Source organism: Vibrio sp. QJM3NY_27 (assembly GCF_057785955.1).
In genome coordinates, this window is the sequence record NZ_CM173512.1 from 1,035,435 (window position 1) to 1,050,913 (window position 15,479).

11 protein-coding genes are annotated in these 15,479 nt (G+C 43.1%); 6 read left to right on the plus strand and 5 right to left on the minus strand.

Translation table 11 applies throughout. The features are described 5' to 3' along the window. Positions 1-46 precede the first annotated feature (46 nt). Both AC3CIA_RS20310 and AC3CIA_RS20315 read left to right on the plus strand, forming a co-directional pair. A complete protein-coding gene (locus tag AC3CIA_RS20310) occupies positions 47-1,138 on the plus strand; it encodes an efflux RND transporter periplasmic adaptor subunit (protein ID WP_488518928.1) in 1,092 nt (363 codons plus the stop codon). After that, positions 1,138-4,191, plus strand: coding sequence for an efflux RND transporter permease subunit (locus tag AC3CIA_RS20315; protein ID WP_488518929.1), 3,054 nt, complete (start codon positions 1,138-1,140; stop codon positions 4,189-4,191). Before AC3CIA_RS20310 ends, AC3CIA_RS20315 begins: the two co-directional genes overlap by 1 nt. A gap of 467 nt (positions 4,192-4,658) precedes the next feature. On the opposite strand, the gene AC3CIA_RS20320 is transcribed toward AC3CIA_RS20315, so the two are convergent. From AC3CIA_RS20320 to AC3CIA_RS20335, 4 genes are all read right to left on the minus strand, one after another. Beyond that, on the minus strand, positions 4,659-5,309 hold the full coding sequence (locus AC3CIA_RS20320) for a MarC family NAAT transporter (RefSeq protein ID WP_054545826.1): 651 nt from the start codon (positions 5,307-5,309) through the stop codon (positions 4,659-4,661). Between the two features lie 147 nt (positions 5,310-5,456). Next, on the minus strand, positions 5,457-6,848 hold the full coding sequence (locus AC3CIA_RS20325) for a magnesium transporter (RefSeq protein WP_488518930.1): 1,392 nt from the start codon (positions 6,846-6,848) through the stop codon (positions 5,457-5,459). A 9-nt stretch (positions 6,849-6,857) separates the two neighbouring features. Further along, positions 6,858-7,508: a DedA family protein gene (locus AC3CIA_RS20330; protein ID WP_248391936.1), complete on the minus strand. Its 651-nt coding sequence runs from the start codon at positions 7,506-7,508 to the stop codon at positions 6,858-6,860. Between the two features lie 67 nt (positions 7,509-7,575). Continuing rightward, a complete protein-coding gene (locus AC3CIA_RS20335; protein ID WP_054545823.1) occupies positions 7,576-8,667 on the minus strand; it encodes a calcium:cation antiporter in 1,092 nt (363 codons plus the stop codon). Positions 8,668-8,932: 265 nt separating this feature from the next. On the opposite strand from AC3CIA_RS20335, the gene AC3CIA_RS20340 reads away from it, so the two are divergent. After that, positions 8,933-9,997, plus strand: coding sequence for an alpha/beta hydrolase (locus tag AC3CIA_RS20340; protein ID WP_488518931.1), 1,065 nt, complete (start codon positions 8,933-8,935; stop codon positions 9,995-9,997). Positions 9,998-10,088: 91 nt separating this feature from the next. Here AC3CIA_RS20340 and AC3CIA_RS20345 read toward each other — a convergent pair whose 3' ends face one another. Beyond that, positions 10,089-11,018 carry a LysR family transcriptional regulator gene (locus AC3CIA_RS20345; RefSeq protein ID WP_054545821.1) on the minus strand — a complete coding sequence of 310 codons (930 nt, stop codon included), beginning with the start codon at positions 11,016-11,018 and terminating at the stop codon, positions 10,089-10,091. Between the two features lie 674 nt (positions 11,019-11,692). Here AC3CIA_RS20345 and AC3CIA_RS20350 point away from each other — a divergent pair. The 3 genes from AC3CIA_RS20350 (at position 11,693) to AC3CIA_RS20360 (ending at position 15,298) form a co-directional block, all read left to right on the plus strand. Next, entirely contained in the window at positions 11,693-12,826 is a 1,134-nt protein-coding gene (locus AC3CIA_RS20350; RefSeq protein ID WP_488518932.1) for an OmpP1/FadL family transporter, read from the plus strand. 297 nt (positions 12,827-13,123) lie between these two features. Continuing rightward, positions 13,124-14,449: an anaerobic sulfatase maturase gene (locus AC3CIA_RS20355; RefSeq protein WP_428785667.1), complete on the plus strand. Its 1,326-nt coding sequence runs from the start codon at positions 13,124-13,126 to the stop codon at positions 14,447-14,449. A 3-nt stretch (positions 14,450-14,452) separates the two neighbouring features. Continuing rightward, positions 14,453-15,298: a LysR family transcriptional regulator gene (locus AC3CIA_RS20360; protein WP_428785668.1), complete on the plus strand. Its 846-nt coding sequence runs from the start codon at positions 14,453-14,455 to the stop codon at positions 15,296-15,298. The last annotated feature ends 181 nt before the right edge of the window (positions 15,299-15,479 follow it).

Below are 15,479 nucleotides of genomic sequence, written 5' to 3' on the forward strand. Positions count from 1 at the left end.
TACTCCAAAGTAGCGTCAAAATATTTAAGCTACTTTGGAGATATCCATGCCTCGTATTCGTTCTTCACGCATACTTCTTTCTTTTTCTGTTTTACTTATGTCGATGGGGTGTTCGACCGAAGAATCACCACTGATAGGTGATACGCCTCGCCCTGTCCGTTTGACTGAAGTCCAAGCCGTGGGTCATCAAGAAATAAGACGTTTTCCTGCTCAAGTTTCTGCGTCGAAGGAAGTCGAGCTCGCTTTTAGAGTGGGTGGTGAAGTCGTTGAATTTAACTTAAAGCCATCGCAAAGAGTGACAAAAGGCGAAGTCATTGCTCGACTTGATCAGCGAGATTTTAAAACTGAAGTCACATTGAAAAAATCGGAGTTTGATTTAGTCAAAAGAGAATTAGATCGAGCGACCCAAATGATGAAAAAGAATCTATTGGCTCAAGCGGAGTTTGATGGCATTCAAGCTCGTCTTCAAGTTGCACAGGGAGCTTTACAGCTTGCACAAGACAGGTTGAAAGATACCGTCATTACTGCGCCTTACAGTGGTCGAATTGCAACGACTCACATTGAAAACCATCAACAAGTGCAAGCTCACCAAGGTATCGTCCTTTTACAAGATCATGAAATGATAGATGTCACGATCCAGTTACCTGAGAGCGTACTTAGCCAGATGGATGCTAAGAGAATTGACCCATCTTATCAGCCCTTAGCGACCTTTAATGGCTCGTCGGCTTCATACTCTGTGACTTATAAACAGCATAAAACGCAAGCAACAGCAGGAACACAAAGCTATGAAGTGACCTTTACTCTGGTCGCGCCAAAAGATAACCATACTGTGTATCCAGGTATGGGAGCAACATTACACCTTGATATCGATAAAATCATTGCCGATAAGCAAGGTGCTCAACGTTTTGTCGTTCCTGCTAGCGCCATTTTAGACAATGACCTGATTGGTCAACCTCAAGTCTGGGTATTTCAAAACGGGTTAGTTTCTTCGTTAGATATCACCATTCAAGGAGTGTCGGCGCGTGGTGCGATTGTTTCTGGAGATCTCTCTCAGAATAGCTATGTGGTGAGTGCTGGTGTCAGTCAATTGTCAGAGGGGATGAGAGTTACGCCCGTCGTTCGTGAGCGAGGTTTATAATGAACCTGACTAATTACGCAATTAAAAACAAAGTCATAAGCTGGCTCGTCGTTGCCATTTTATTGGTGGGCGGTGTGCTTTCGTTTCGTGGTTTAGGACAATTGGAATTTCCTGCATTCCCTATTCCACAAGCTATGGTTAACACCACGTACCCTGGTGCCTCTGCAATGCAAGTTGAGGAAGAGGTCACCTTACCGCTTGAGCGTGCGATTTCTCAGCTTGAATATGTTAGAGATGTCGAATCTTTTACTAGTGCTGGGCTGTCTCAGATTGCGGTGATATTAAAAGAGACCATACAAGCAGAGCAGCAACCACAGGTATGGGATGAATTACGTCGTAAGGTGAATGATATTCAGCCGAGAATGCCACCGGGAGTGAATCCATCGCAAGTCATTGATGATTTTAGCGATGTGTATGGCATTCTCTACAACATTACGAGTAATGAATACACTTATCGCGAACTACAAAATTACGGTGAATACCTTCAGCGTGAGCTTCTTGCTATTAAAGGGGTAAAGAAAGTTAACTTGGCCGGGCTAGTCTCTGAACACATTGTGATTGAGATTGCCCAGCAAGATCTTAATACGTTGAACCTTGACCCTGCTTGGCTTTCTCGTTTGATTCAAAATCAGAACATGGTGTCTAATGGTGGTGATTTGCTACTTGATGGACAATCGATCCGAATCCATTCTTCTGGTGAGTTTAATGAAATTGAAGCGTTAAAATCATTTAAATTTAGCCCGCCGGGAAGCAATGACCTGATCCAATTAGGTGATATCGCAGAGGTAAGCCGTCAGTTTCAGGATAAAGCTTATACCTTGTATCGTAACAATGGTGAACAAGCCATTTCTCTTGGGATCTCGTTTGCGAACAGCGTCAATGTGGTTGATGTGAGTGAACGTGTCAGTAATAAATTGTCTGAACTCGATTTTGCTCGCCCAATCGGCATTGAATTAAACAAAGTGTACGACCAAGGCGATGCGGTTGATAAGTCGGTGTCTGACTTTGTGATGAGCCTAGTCGAAGCGGTATTGATTGTTATTGTCGTACTGTTATTTGCCATGGGTTTGCGTTCAGGCATTTTAATGGGGGCTATTTTATTACTGACTATCCTCGGCACCTTCATTGGAATGAGTATTCTAGGCGTTGAGATTCAAATCATTTCACTTGGTGCTTTGATCATTGCACTGGGAATGCTGGTTGATAATGCGATAGTGATAACTGAAGGTGTCTTAATTGGCCTGAAACGTGGATTGACCAAACGTAAAGCCATTGAATCCGTTGTTAAACAGACCCAGTGGCCCCTGCTTGGTGCAACACTGATTGGTATTATTGCATTTGCCCCGATTGGCTTGTCTGCCGACGCAACGGGGGATTTCTTAGGGTCTTTATTCCAAGTATTAGCGATTTCTTTATTACTAAGTTGGGTGCTTGCTATCACGTTAACGCCGTTCTTCTGCGAACTGATGTTTAAAGAAGAAATAGCCAAAGGTGAGTCAGAGCATATTGATCCTTATCGAGGGTTGATATTTACCCTGTATCGCACGGTTCTTAATACCGCACTAAAAAACCGCGTCGCGACTATGGTCATCACTCTGGTCTTGCTTATTTCTGCTGTGATCGGGTTTGGCTCTGTAAAACAGGCCTTTTTCCCGCCATCGAATACGCCAATTTTCTATGTGGATGTATGGCTGCAACAAGGCACAGACGTTCGTGAAACAGAACAACGCCTAAAACAAATTGAACGTACCGTGAGCGGGTTTAATGACGTTCATAATGTCACGACCGTCGTAGGTTCGGGTGCTCAGCGATTTATTTTGACTTATGCACCTGAAAAATCATACAGCAGTTACGGGCAATTGATTGTTGAAGCGAAAGACTTAGCCGCGATCGAAACGATGTTACCCCAGATGAAAGCAAGGCTTGAAAGTCTACATCCTGATATTGATTTTAAGTTTAAGTTAATGGATTTGGGCCCTGCACCTGCCGCTAAAGTAGAAGCGCGCTTTTATGGTGCGGATCCACAGGTGTTGAGACAACTTGCTGCTCAAGCGAATGAGATCATGCGTAATGAGCCAAAAGCAACCGCAGTTCGTCACTCATGGCGAGAGAAAACTCAAGTGCTTGAACCGCAACTTGACGGTGCAGCAGCAAGGCGAGTCGGGATAACCAAGAGTGATCTTGATAGAACCTTGTTACGCAATTTAAATGGTGAGCAGATTGGCTTGTTCAGAGATGGCAGTCATATCATGCCGATTGTCATGCGCGCGCCAGATGAAGAACGTTTTGATATCGATAGATTACCTGAGTTACAAGTGTGGAGCCAAGACCAAAGCCGTTATATCCCAATAACACAGGTCGTTTCCGACTTTAATTTGACGACGAAAGACTCTTTAATTGTTCGTCGTAACTTTAAACGCGTGATTTCCGTTATGGCCGATGTGACGCCATTTGGTGATGATACGGCTGAATCTTTGCGCCGTTTGGTCGCCCCTAAAATCGAAGCGATTGAACTCCCTCGAGGCTATCATTTTGAGTGGGGGGGGGAATATGAAAGTCAGCAAAAGGCTACCAACAACCTAATGGGTTCATTGCCAATGGGATACCTGATCATGTTCTTGATTACGGTATTGTTATTCAACACCATTCGTCAGCCTTTGGCGATTTGGTTGACGGTACCACTGGCATTAATTGGTGTGAGTGCAGGCTTACTATTAATGAATATTCCGTTCTCGTTCACGGCACTGCTAGGGTTATTGAGCTTATCAGGCATGATTGTGAAGAATGGTATTGTGCTGGTGGAGCAAATCAATATCGAAACCGACCAAGGTTCAAATCTTAACCGTGCAATTGTAGATGCGAGTGTGAGTCGTGTTCGACCTGTGTGCATGGCGGCAATTACTACCATGTTGGGTATGATCCCGCTGGTGTTTGATGCCTTCTTCCAGTCGATGGCGGTGACCATCATATTCGGACTTGGGTTTGCTACACTACTAACTTTAGTGGCATTGCCTGTGATTTATGCCTTGTTGTACCGAGTAAGCTATCGTTAACATCTACATGTTCAATACCTTTCATTAGGATAAGAAAGAACGTCCAGAAGTGCATAGGATTAAGCTGATACCAATAATGTTGGTATCAGCTTTTTTGTTCGTATTAGCCTGGAGGAAGTGAACGATTTAGTACTCAAATTTGCAGAAAGATACGTGCTGTTATCAATGTATATAACAGTACTATTCAGCTAGAAAGCCACCAGTGTGACCACCTTAAAACGTCCATACATTGCTATCGATTCTCTGTGATGAAAACTCGGGAAGATGTTCGTTAAAGGCACCAATGTTTACTGGTTCAGAGGAGCATTTACATAGAAGAACGTAGAGCAAGTCGAGCGATTAGAGTTAGAGTGGGTATTTTGAGGGGGATAGTATTGTGGGCTGTTGGAGTGGAAACTGGGTGCCGTTGTTTAAACAGAAAAACCCACACAATAAGCAATCTACAGTGCGGGGTTTGATACGAAAAATTACAGCAATGCGCCGATATCTTGTACGATTTCTGTAATACCGATAGTAAAGAACTGCACACCCATACAGATAAGCAGAAAACCCATTATTCGGGTAAACGCGTTAATACCATTTTGACCCAAAGCTTTAAGTAACGGGTAAGCCATACTCAGAATAAAAGCGGCGACTAAGCTCACGACACCAAATCCGCCAATGACTCCTGTATAAATACTTATCTTTTCTAACTCTTCTTCACTAGATGCGATTTCAGCAGCAAGGCTAATGATCAATGCCATTGTTCCGGGGCCGCATAGTGATGGAATTGTAAGGGGCACTAAAGCAATCGAATCTTGTCCGACACTACCATCCATACTTTCTGGTTTGGGAAACAGCATGTTAAAGCCAATCGCACAAATGATGATCCCGCCACCCAAACGTAAGCTCGGAATTGAAATACTAAACAACTCCAAAACAGAAGCACCAATAAAAAAGGTGATGCACATGGCGATGAATAGGTAAAGCCCAACGGTTTTCGCTTGTGAAACGATATAACTCTTGTCTCGGCCCTTACTTAAACCAAGAAGAACGGTGGCAGCGGCTGGTGGGTTCATCATTGGCAACAAGCCGAGAACAGTTAGAGTTAAATAGGTGAATAACGTTTCTATGTGCATACAGTTTCCTTTAAGTGTGGGTGGGTTTTTGTGTCATTGGGTAGTGGTTAAATTATTAGGTGTCGCTTAATCTCGAATCAAATTAATGACTAAATGGCTGACTAACTGAAATGATTGGCTAGATAAATGATTGACTAGTTAACTAAGTTAAAGAAGCATTAACTGTGCAAGATATAGAACACTAAAGAATGAAATCGCATCGGTTAATGTAGTGAGCAGTGGGCTAGATAACATGGCTGGGTCGAGGTTTACGCGCTTGAGAATTAGGGGCAAAGCGCCACCGATCATGACTGCACAAGTGGACGATATCGTGTAGGCAGCCGCGACTAACACCGGTAATAAATGACTTTGCTGACCATGGGTGAACAACATGAGTAGGGCAATAACCAAACCAATTGCAAGACCATTGATAGCGCCAATCGGTAACTCTTTGGCGACGACAAACAACCAGTCTTTAGCGGAAATATGCTTTGTTGATAATTCTCGAATAGAAACAGCAACGGATTGGTTGCCCGCGGCCCCGGATAAGTTAGCCACTAAGGGTAAAACGGCAGCTAATACGGCAACTTGTTCGATAATATGTTCAAAGGAAGCGATGATCGATACCGCGGCATAGCTCAAGATTACCGATGGCAACAAAAATGTGAGGCGTCGGATATTACGTTGTAATAGCGGCATAGTACGAAACTCGTCACCGCCAAATATACCGCTGGCTTCACGTTGTTGTTGTTCGGATTTCTCATATAACGCCTGGTTTAACTGGGTGTGACCAACGATACCAATTTGAAAGCCATGTTCGTTGATAACAGGAACGGTAGAGTGTGAGGTAGAGTCGAGCACACTTTTTAATGATTGGAGATCAAAATCTGCAGGTACGGTGGGGACACTTGTATCAATATGATCGAGCAATCTATCCCAAGATTGAGCGAGAAACAGTTCTCTAGTTTTGACCGTACCTAAGTAGTTACCGCGTTTGTCGTGTAAATAAATGTAGCGCCATTCAATTCGTTCAGAGCTTTGATCGCCTTCACGCAAGACGGTTTCTAAGTCTGAAATGGTTGCCCAGCTTTCTAGTTTGATTATCTCATTCTTGCAAATTCGCCCCACGGAACCATTAGGAAAAGACATCGCGGATTTTTCTTCGTTTTCCCAAGTTTCGGGTAGCGAGGATTCAAGGGCTTTGTGAAGTGGTTTAGGTAAGCTACGTAATAGAGAGCGGCGAACGTCTGAACGCATATGTAAAAGAATGTCTTTCGCACTGTCGATAGGAAGGTTTGAAAATAAGAGTGCACGCTCTGGCTCTGTTAGGTAATCCAGAAAGTCAGCAGCCAGATTAGGCTGCTGAGTACAAAGCAACACCCAAAACAGTTCACACTGTGCGTTGGTGAATTTTCTAATCACGAATGGAAGATCGGTCAGGTTAGCACTTTCTATTTGTTTGATAATGCCATCACTAGTCCCGGTCTGCATTGCTGAAATTAACTCGGAGTACAGCAGCTCGGCGTCAGTGTTAGGTAATGGAACGGTTATTAAGGTCATAATAATGGGCTACACTGCAATGTGATTACGTTTGCGAATTATTCGGATAAACAAGGTGATAAAAGCAATTGCCATCAGCATTAAGCTGGTGAAGAGAAACCACTTGGTGATGAGTTCTTGATGTTGATGTAGAAACGGGTGACGCATAATGGACTTTCCTGCATAAAGCAGGGTTAACACCCACACGATGGAACTGGTCATGCTGATCATGACAGTGCGGATAAAGCTCAGGTGTGCAATGCCCATTAGCATCGGGGTTAGAACTCGAACGAAAGGAATAAAGCGGGACACGAACAATGATAGGAACCCGAATTTATTGAGAAGGCGCCTTGCTCTAGGTAATGAATCGTCAGGCAGTACGACTTCAATTTTGTTCATGAAGCGTGAACCTTCTAACCAGCGTCCTTGTAGATAACCGATAATGGTACCTAAACAAGCCGATAAGCTGAGAGCAGTCAGGGCGGTATAAAAATCCACAGCACCTAATCCAACTAGTCCACCTACAAACAAGACCAGTCCATCCCCAGGGAGAGGCAAAAACACAAAACTCGACTCTAGAAATAACACAACCGCAAGCAGTAGCAGCAAGATATGGAGTGAGTTGATCTCAAGTAGCGTGTCAAAATCTTGTATCCAAATGGCGGATAATATTTCATTCATACTCTTTCCTTAATGGTATCAAACGACGTAACAGCCAGATCGAATGATCTGGCTGTTGTGCTTCGTGTTAGTCGAACATCAAAATTAAATAAGCGAAGAAGAGGACAAGGTGGGTTGCACCATTCAACGAGTTGGTTCTACCGCTGCTAAAGCTAACGCTGGTCATGAGAAGTGTAGCGGCCAGCAACACCATTTCTGCGGGTTCTAAGCCTAATTTCAAGGGCTGATCCATTACACCAGAGATCAATAAAACGGCCGGTACGGTCAGTGCAATCGTTGCTAATACTGAGCCGAAGAACAGGTTGATAGCACGCTGTAGCTGGTTTGTGAGAGCTGCTTTGACGGCACCAACTGCTTCTGGCGCGAGAATAATAAGGGCAACGATAAGGCCACCAAGGGCTGCCGGAGCGCCCATAACGCTAATACTGTCGTTAATTGGAATGGCTAAACCTTTTGCCAGAAGTATTACGATGAGTAAGTAACTAATTAGCATGACGGTGTGAAATAGATTGCTACTTACAGGGCCGTGGTGGTCATGTTCACTTTTATTGTCCGCATCAATGAAGAAGTGAGTATGGCTACGTGTTTGTACGAACAGGAATACGCCATATAACGCAATGGATGCGAGAACTAATGTGCCCATCAAGCTCAATGACATGTTTCCATTGTCACTACTGCTGGTAAAGTTTGGCAAGATCAAGCAGAGCATCGCAAGAGGAATAATGGCAACCAAATACGCTTTAATGCCATCCAAATTGTAGGACTGGGTGTGATACTTCATCCCACCAACTAATAAGGTAATACCGACAAAGCCATTCAATACCGCCATGATCACAGCAAACATCGTATCTCGGGCAAGAACTGGATTTGGATCGCCAGTCAACATGACAGAAGAGATCATAATCACTTCTAATGAGATGACTGACAATGTCAGAATAAGGGTGCCGAATGGGTCTCCCAACTTAATTGCTAAGGAGTCTGAGTGGCGAACCACCGCAAAAATGGCGGTCATTGAGACATAAAAGAGGACGGCGGTAGTGATGACATAAGAGAAGATTGAGAGACTTGAGGTCAGCATGCTTTCACCTAAAGTCTTGAAGAATATTACAGTCAAAATACCAAGGAGCAGCGTTTTCTCTTGTTTTAAAATCTTATACATTTGAGCTTCTCGTTGAGGCCAACATCGTAAGGTCCTAGTGACTTTGTCGGTTCGCGAATGTTCACTACGTCCTCCATAAGGTAGTGATTTGCTCATAGCTTATGGTTGTGGGAAGAGGTTGAATATGAATTAGAGAAATTCATAAATGCTTCAATTGTTGCCCCAATTCTGAATTTCTCTAATTCGTCGATTTTAAGTTCATTGATTTCAATAATGGCGTTAACAAACTGCAAACCGCAGTTCATAAATTGCCTTTGGAGTCACAATGAAAACATTACGCAAATGTATACCGACTAATTTAATTCCTACTACTCTTGTCTCTGCGCTTGTACTTAGTCTTTCAAGTACCTCGGTAATCGCTGATATCAACTTGGCTGAGCGCACGATTCCAACGCCTGTGGGGATATCGACAACGTTTGCTGAAATGATCGAAGGTAGAGGCAGCATTTCAGAGATTCCTGTCCCTGAAAGTACAGAGGAGTGGCTTGAATTTCAGTCTATGTTTGATGCACCCGGAGTTGAACTCGCTAAATCAGTAGCGGAACGTTTTGAAGTAACGTATGAAGCAAAAAAATTTGCAGGAGTAGATACCTTTTTTGTCACGCCCAAAATAGTCTCATCTGAATATAAAGATAAGTGGCTAGTTCATATTCATGGTGGCGCGTTTGTTTTTGGTGGGGGTGAATCGGCACTTCGAGAGGCAATTTGGGTCGCGAATGGGTTAGGGGCAAAAGTGATTTCAGTTGATTATCGTCAGCCACCATTACATCCATTTCCAGCTGCAATTGATGATGCCGTTGCCGTTTGGAAAGAGCTAATGAAAACTCAAACAGCAGAATCGACGGCTATTTTTGGCACATCTGCGGGCGGTAATTTAACGTTGGCAACGACACTAAAAATACAAGATATGGATTTACCGGCTCCGGGAGCGCTTTTTATTGGCACACCTGCGGTTGATTTGAAAGAAACATCGGATACTTGGCACACATTGAAGGGGCTAGATTCATTAGGTCATCGTGAAGGATTAATTCAAGCGACATTTGATTTATATGCTGATGGTGAGGCATTGGATAACCCACTAATTTCACCTATTTACGCAAATATAGATGCTTTTCCACCCACTGTTTTTATTTCAGGAACTCGTGATTTATTACTGAGTGATACGGTTCGAATGCACCGATTACTGCGCAGCGCTGATGTTGAGACTGAGCTTCACGTTTATGATGGTCAGTCTCATGGTGATTATATGAATGGACTCGTTGCGGACATGCCTGAATCGGAAGATGCTATCAAAGAGATTGGCTTATTCTTCAATAAGCATATCAATTAGTTTTAGTTTTAGTTTTAGTTTTAGTTTTAGTTTTAGTTTACAAAAGGCTCCAAAATAAGTGACCGATATGAAGTAACTTGATGTTCAAGAGTTACTTCTCTGGTTGCACCACTTTATCGAAGAAGCTTTGCATCGCTTGGTGCAACAGTTGGTTCAATGGGAAGCCACGTTTAGATTGTAGGTAGCCACCGTTAATTTGAATGGACCTCATCTCTCTAGGGACTACAGGAAGAGGATAGCAACTCAACTCTGGTTCATTTTCTGTCATGAAGGTACTGCCGAATGAAAAGGCATCAGAGTGTTTTAACTTGTTAAGTAAAACTCGAAGACTATGAGTGGATAACACAATATTAGCCTTGTAGCCTTTCGCTAAATAAAGGTCTTCAACTGGCGCACGCTTCGAGTTAATTCCATCTGCGAGTATCCGAGTTATAGGAAGGTGGTGAATATCTTCCCAAGCACTGCCGTTACTAAGCACAGGGTGGTTTTTGCGGGCAATAAGGCTCAGCTTGATTTCTTTCAATTTATGTTGATAAATTTCTTGTGGTAATGGGAATTGGGCGAAGTGGAGCATATAGTCAACTTGGCCATTGAGCATGTCACTCAAGCTTTGTTCTTGCCAGTAAACCAGTTTGAAGTTGGCATTAGGTAATACGCTTCTCAGCTCACTAAAAATACCATCACCGTATTGCTCTAGCAGGAAAATGTTCATTGCTATCGATACTTCACCGGTGAACTGTTGAGGGTCAAAATTTTGATAAGACTCAACGACTTTAACCAATGGCGTGAACATTTCATCGGCCGCTTCTGCCAGTTTTTCAGCTAGTTCAGAAGGTTCTACTCCATGTGCCTTACGTATAAATAGTTGATCGCCAAACGTTTCTCTCAGCTTAGCTAGACCACGACTGACGCTAGTTTGTGATATCCCTAGTTTGTCTGCGGCCTGATGTGTGTTTCGTGTTTCTACAACCGCTTGCAATAGTTTCAGTAGGTTTAAATCTAAATCGCGAAGTTCTTTCATCGTCAGTCCTTAACTATTGAGAGAATTCCATTGTAGTGTTGAACGAGGGTGACGCAAACTCATTTTTGTCCGCAGTTGTGAAGTGGGCTTTGAGCAACATAAGTTGTTGGTATCCAACTGAACTACCTCAAGAAGCAAAAAGTTAGTTTTGGTTACAAAAGCGTATGCTTAATATCACACTAAATATAAATCGCATAAAGACGACGCCGTAAGGTTTAACTATAAACCCCGCTTATAGCAAATGTAATCCCCACCAACTATTTAGACCAAAACTGAACCTATAGAATAGTGGAACACACTTATATGGACCGTTTTCATTAATGGCCAGGTCGACGGGTTCTGTTTGTCATTTTGGTTGCAACTCCCTTTTCTATTTCGAAACACACCAACTCTGTCCTGGACACCCAATCAATTGTTAAATGAGTGATGACACGTTAAATGCGGATATGAATCGGGGCATCGAAAATCTACAAGTGAAATTGGTCTAAGTTAAACGAAATCCAAGACAATATTGAGTTTGTGGCTGAGTTGAATGACAAGAAAGGTTCGGGCGCCACTTAATTACTAATTACGTGAACGCTCTAGCTTTTATTGCGGATGGTTCAAGTGTGGGCTTGTTGCAAGTGTGCGATACGCCGAAAAATTCTCTCGAAACATCCTAAGGAATCTATAAAATGAAGATGACGCAAGTCGCTCTCAATGTTGTGGTTGCATGTGCCACTCTTACCCCCTTTTGGGTCAATAGTGCTGGCTTAAGCATGTCTCAAATAGCGACAACCAAAAGCGTTGCAACAGCAGGGGCCGCCAACGTTACAAACAGTTCTGACTCTTCTGCAACAATCTCAAATGCTGCTGCACTTTCTGGCATTGAAGATCGCTCGTATGTTTCGGGCGCTCAGTATATCAATGTATTCAACCAGTTCACTCGTGATGATTCAGGGGAGAGCACTGAAGCCTCAAAGGGATTAATCGCACCTCACGCCTCTTACGCTAAAAGAGTGAATAAGAAAGCGGTGCTTGGAATTAGTCTTCATTCCGCGGGTGGCTTAGGTGCTGAATATAGCAATGGTGTCGGCGCTAATCCAATCAATGTCATTTCAGAGAACGCTATTGCTGTCGTCGATGTTACAACTGGTGTTTCATATCAAGTTACAGACAAGCTCTCCCTTGGCGGTTCTTTGATTCTTCAATACATGAAAATAGACGTCGTTGGTGGCGTGAACACTCAATTGGAAGAACTTGCTACCGGTGACAGTATTGCTCCTTCTTTTGCTCTGAGCTCGTACTACACGTTGAGCGACAATACACACTTGGGTCTGCAATATCGCCATAAAACAGACCATGAAATTGATATTGAAACGTCGCTAGATGTGAATCCAACCGCGAATTTATCTTGGGTTACTAGTATCGACTTGGGGCTTAAGCATGCTCTTTCCAAACAAACCGATGTAATGGTTAACGCTAAGTTTGAAAACTGGGAAGATTATGACGACAAATATACATGGACCTATTCTGTAGGCGTTGGCGCAGCGCATAAGATGGATAAGTTTACGATTTATGGCGGCGCTAGCTACGACTCTTCTCCAGTGAACGAGAATGAGCGAGACGTACTACTGCCCGTTGACCAGCAATGGCGCATTGGGTTTGGTAGTGAGTATGAGCTTGAATCTGGCAACAAGTTAGGTTTAGCGTATCAATATCAAAATAATGGAACAGCGTATATCACAGCCGACAACGTGACGCTCCAGCCAACAGGAAGTTATGAAGATAACCGTATTCACTTTGTGACCCTTTCTTATCGTCACTGATTCGTTTAACAAGCCTAGATGCCGAGTTATACACTTTAAACTCACCCAGAACCAAAGCAGAAGAATATAAGAGTAGAGAGCAGAAGAAGGCTTTGGTTAATCACTAAAATGTGTCGATATTTGTCGGTGGTCGTGGATTTGAGCTATTCAGAGGTATGAACTATAAATCCTGTTTATAGTAAATGTAACCACCACCGACTATTTAGCCAGAAACTGAATCGATAGAATGGTGATACACACTTATGGACGCTTCTCACTAATTAGCCACAATGGATGGGCTGACTATAAGGTTCACTCATGCAAGCACCTCACAATTGTCACGTAATGGCCAAGCCGACCGGCTCTGTCTGTAATCTTGATTGCAGTTACTGTTTCTATCTTGAAAAACACCAACTCTATCCTGAACGTCAAACAAACTGGCGAATGAGTGATGACACGCTAAGTTCCTATATAAAGCAGACCATTGAAGCTCAAAGCAACAACCATGTTCAATTTACTTGGCAGGGCGGTGAACCAACAATGATGGGGCTCGCGTTTTTTGAAAAAGCCATGCAGTTATGTGAACAGTACGGAAAGGGAAAAAAACTTGAACACACCTTTCAAACCAACGGTATTTTGCTTAACGATGCTTGGTGTGAGTTTTTCAAAAAACATCACTTTTTAGTCGGTGTGTCCATTGATGGGCCACAAGATCTACACGATGCTTACCGAGTCACCCGCTCGGGTAAACAAACACATGCTCAAGTTATGCAAGGTATCGAATTGTTAAAAAAGCATGGTGTTGAGTTTAATACGCTTACCGTCGTCAATAATGAAAATGTGAAACATCCAAAGCGGGTGTATCAGCATTTGAAAGAGATTGGTTCAACGTATATTCAGTTTATTCCGTTGGTCGAACGAACGAAGCAAACATGTTCTCAAACGGATTTAAAACTTGTCTTACCCGATGAGCCTTTAGCGGAAGTGACGTCATGGTCGGTGCCTTCGCAAGCCTATGGCGAATTTCTTTGTGGCATTTTTGATGTATGGGTACGCAAAGATGTGGGATCCATTTTTGTGAATATGTTTGATAGTACGTTAAGTGCTTGGTGCGGACAGCAGTCTGGAATGTGTCATTTTACTGAACGTTGTGGTCATGCTTTTGCTCTTGAGGCGAATGGGGACTTATACAATTGCGACCATTATGTATACCCAGAACATCGTTTGGGCAATATTCATCATAAATCGATTTCTGAATGCAATAACAGCCAGCAAGCCATTGAATTCGGCCTACAAAAACAAACAACATTGACTCCCGACTGTAAAAAATGCCCATTTCAGTTTGCCTGCAATGGAGGGTGTCCAAAACATCGTTTTGAACGCAGTTCAAGCGGACATCCAGGGCATAACTATTTTTGCCAAGGCTATAGAAAATTTTTCGAGTACAGTGCTCAATACATGAAAGAAATGCGTAGGCTATTATCTGTTGGTCGTTTTGCCGATGAAATCATGTGGGCATTGGCTTATCAAGATGTGAAGCTGACAGCAGTTGTAAGCAAAAGCTCGGTGACCATTGGTCGTAATCAATCCTGTTCTTGTGGAAGTGGTATAAAATACAAACATTGCTGCGGAGTAAGAAGGTAAACCATGGATTTTGATCTGAATTTGATAAAAGTATTCTTAGAAGTTTACCAGTATCACTCTTATACCAAAGCCTCTGAAACCATAGGTATCACACAACCTGCGGTGAGTGCGTCTATAAAGCGAATGGAACAAGAGATAGGTGAGCCCCTGTTTTATCGAGAGGGGCGGACGATGAAACCGACTGCGATGGCCATTCGTTTAGCCGCTCGATTTCGGCTTGGGTTTGATGAAATACAAAATGCCTTGAGTGAGCGTTTTACTTATTCGGTTTATGTGAACGAGGCGCTGGCATTGGATTTGCCCGTTCTACCGTCAATGATGATAGAACATACTCCATTAGATCAGGAAATACTGCTGCACCAACTTAAATCGTTATCTGTCGATTTAGCCGTGGGTATATTTATGGTCAAAGACCACTCCATTGTCACTGAGCCGTTATTCAGCGAATCGACCGTTATTGTGTGCCGTCGTGACCATCCAAGAATTCATGGTCATATTTCACGGAATCAATTCTATGAAGAGGGGCATGTCGCATTAGCTACCCAATGGAAAGGAATGGATGGATTCGAACATATCCGCTTGGAGAGTCCAAAAAGTAGGAATATCCAATGCAAGACCCATTCAATTTCAGCGATGCTGCTTGATGTCACCATCAGCGATAGAGTTGCGATTGTACCTAGACATCTTGCACTCAATTGGCAAGAGCGTTTAAATTTTCAAGTACTGGAAAACCCGATAGAGCATAAGCCATTGGAATACTGTCTGGCTTACCATCGACGCTATCAAAAAACAGAAAACCACATAAAAGTTAGAGAAGCGATTCGAGCCCACCTAGAATGCGCGGATTAGTACTATAACCCCCACTTATTGCTGATATAAACGCCACGCTCTACCTGCATATCCCCCTTTTGAATAACCTTAGCACTGAAAAACTACATTGGTGCTGAGGCTATTTTCTTTGACCCCTCGCCATTGAGTTTTACATCTCTGATCTATTTTGCTTCGCTAAATGACGGTATACGGATGTCTT

Coding starts and splice junctions, on each gene's coding strand:
- AC3CIA_RS20315 (WP_488518929.1), top strand. CDS start 1,138: ATGAACCTGACTAATTACGCAATTAAAAACAAAGTCATAAGCTGGCTC.
- AC3CIA_RS20325 (WP_488518930.1), bottom strand. CDS start 6,848: ATGACCTTAATAACCGTTCCATTACCTAACACTGACGCCGAGCTGCTG.
- AC3CIA_RS20360 (WP_428785668.1), top strand. CDS start 14,453: ATGGATTTTGATCTGAATTTGATAAAAGTATTCTTAGAAGTTTACCAG.
- AC3CIA_RS20345 (WP_054545821.1), bottom strand. CDS start 11,018: ATGAAAGAACTTCGCGATTTAGATTTAAACCTACTGAAACTATTGCAA.
- AC3CIA_RS20320 (WP_054545826.1), bottom strand. CDS start 5,309: ATGCACATAGAAACGTTATTCACCTATTTAACTCTAACTGTTCTCGGC.
- AC3CIA_RS20330 (WP_248391936.1), bottom strand. CDS start 7,508: ATGAATGAAATATTATCCGCCATTTGGATACAAGATTTTGACACGCTA.
- AC3CIA_RS20340 (WP_488518931.1), top strand. CDS start 8,933: ATGAAAACATTACGCAAATGTATACCGACTAATTTAATTCCTACTACT.
- AC3CIA_RS20350 (WP_488518932.1), top strand. CDS start 11,693: ATGAAGATGACGCAAGTCGCTCTCAATGTTGTGGTTGCATGTGCCACT.
- AC3CIA_RS20355 (WP_428785667.1), top strand. CDS start 13,124: ATGCAAGCACCTCACAATTGTCACGTAATGGCCAAGCCGACCGGCTCT.
- AC3CIA_RS20335 (WP_054545823.1), bottom strand. CDS start 8,667: ATGTATAAGATTTTAAAACAAGAGAAAACGCTGCTCCTTGGTATTTTG.
- AC3CIA_RS20310 (WP_488518928.1), top strand. CDS start 47: ATGCCTCGTATTCGTTCTTCACGCATACTTCTTTCTTTTTCTGTTTTA.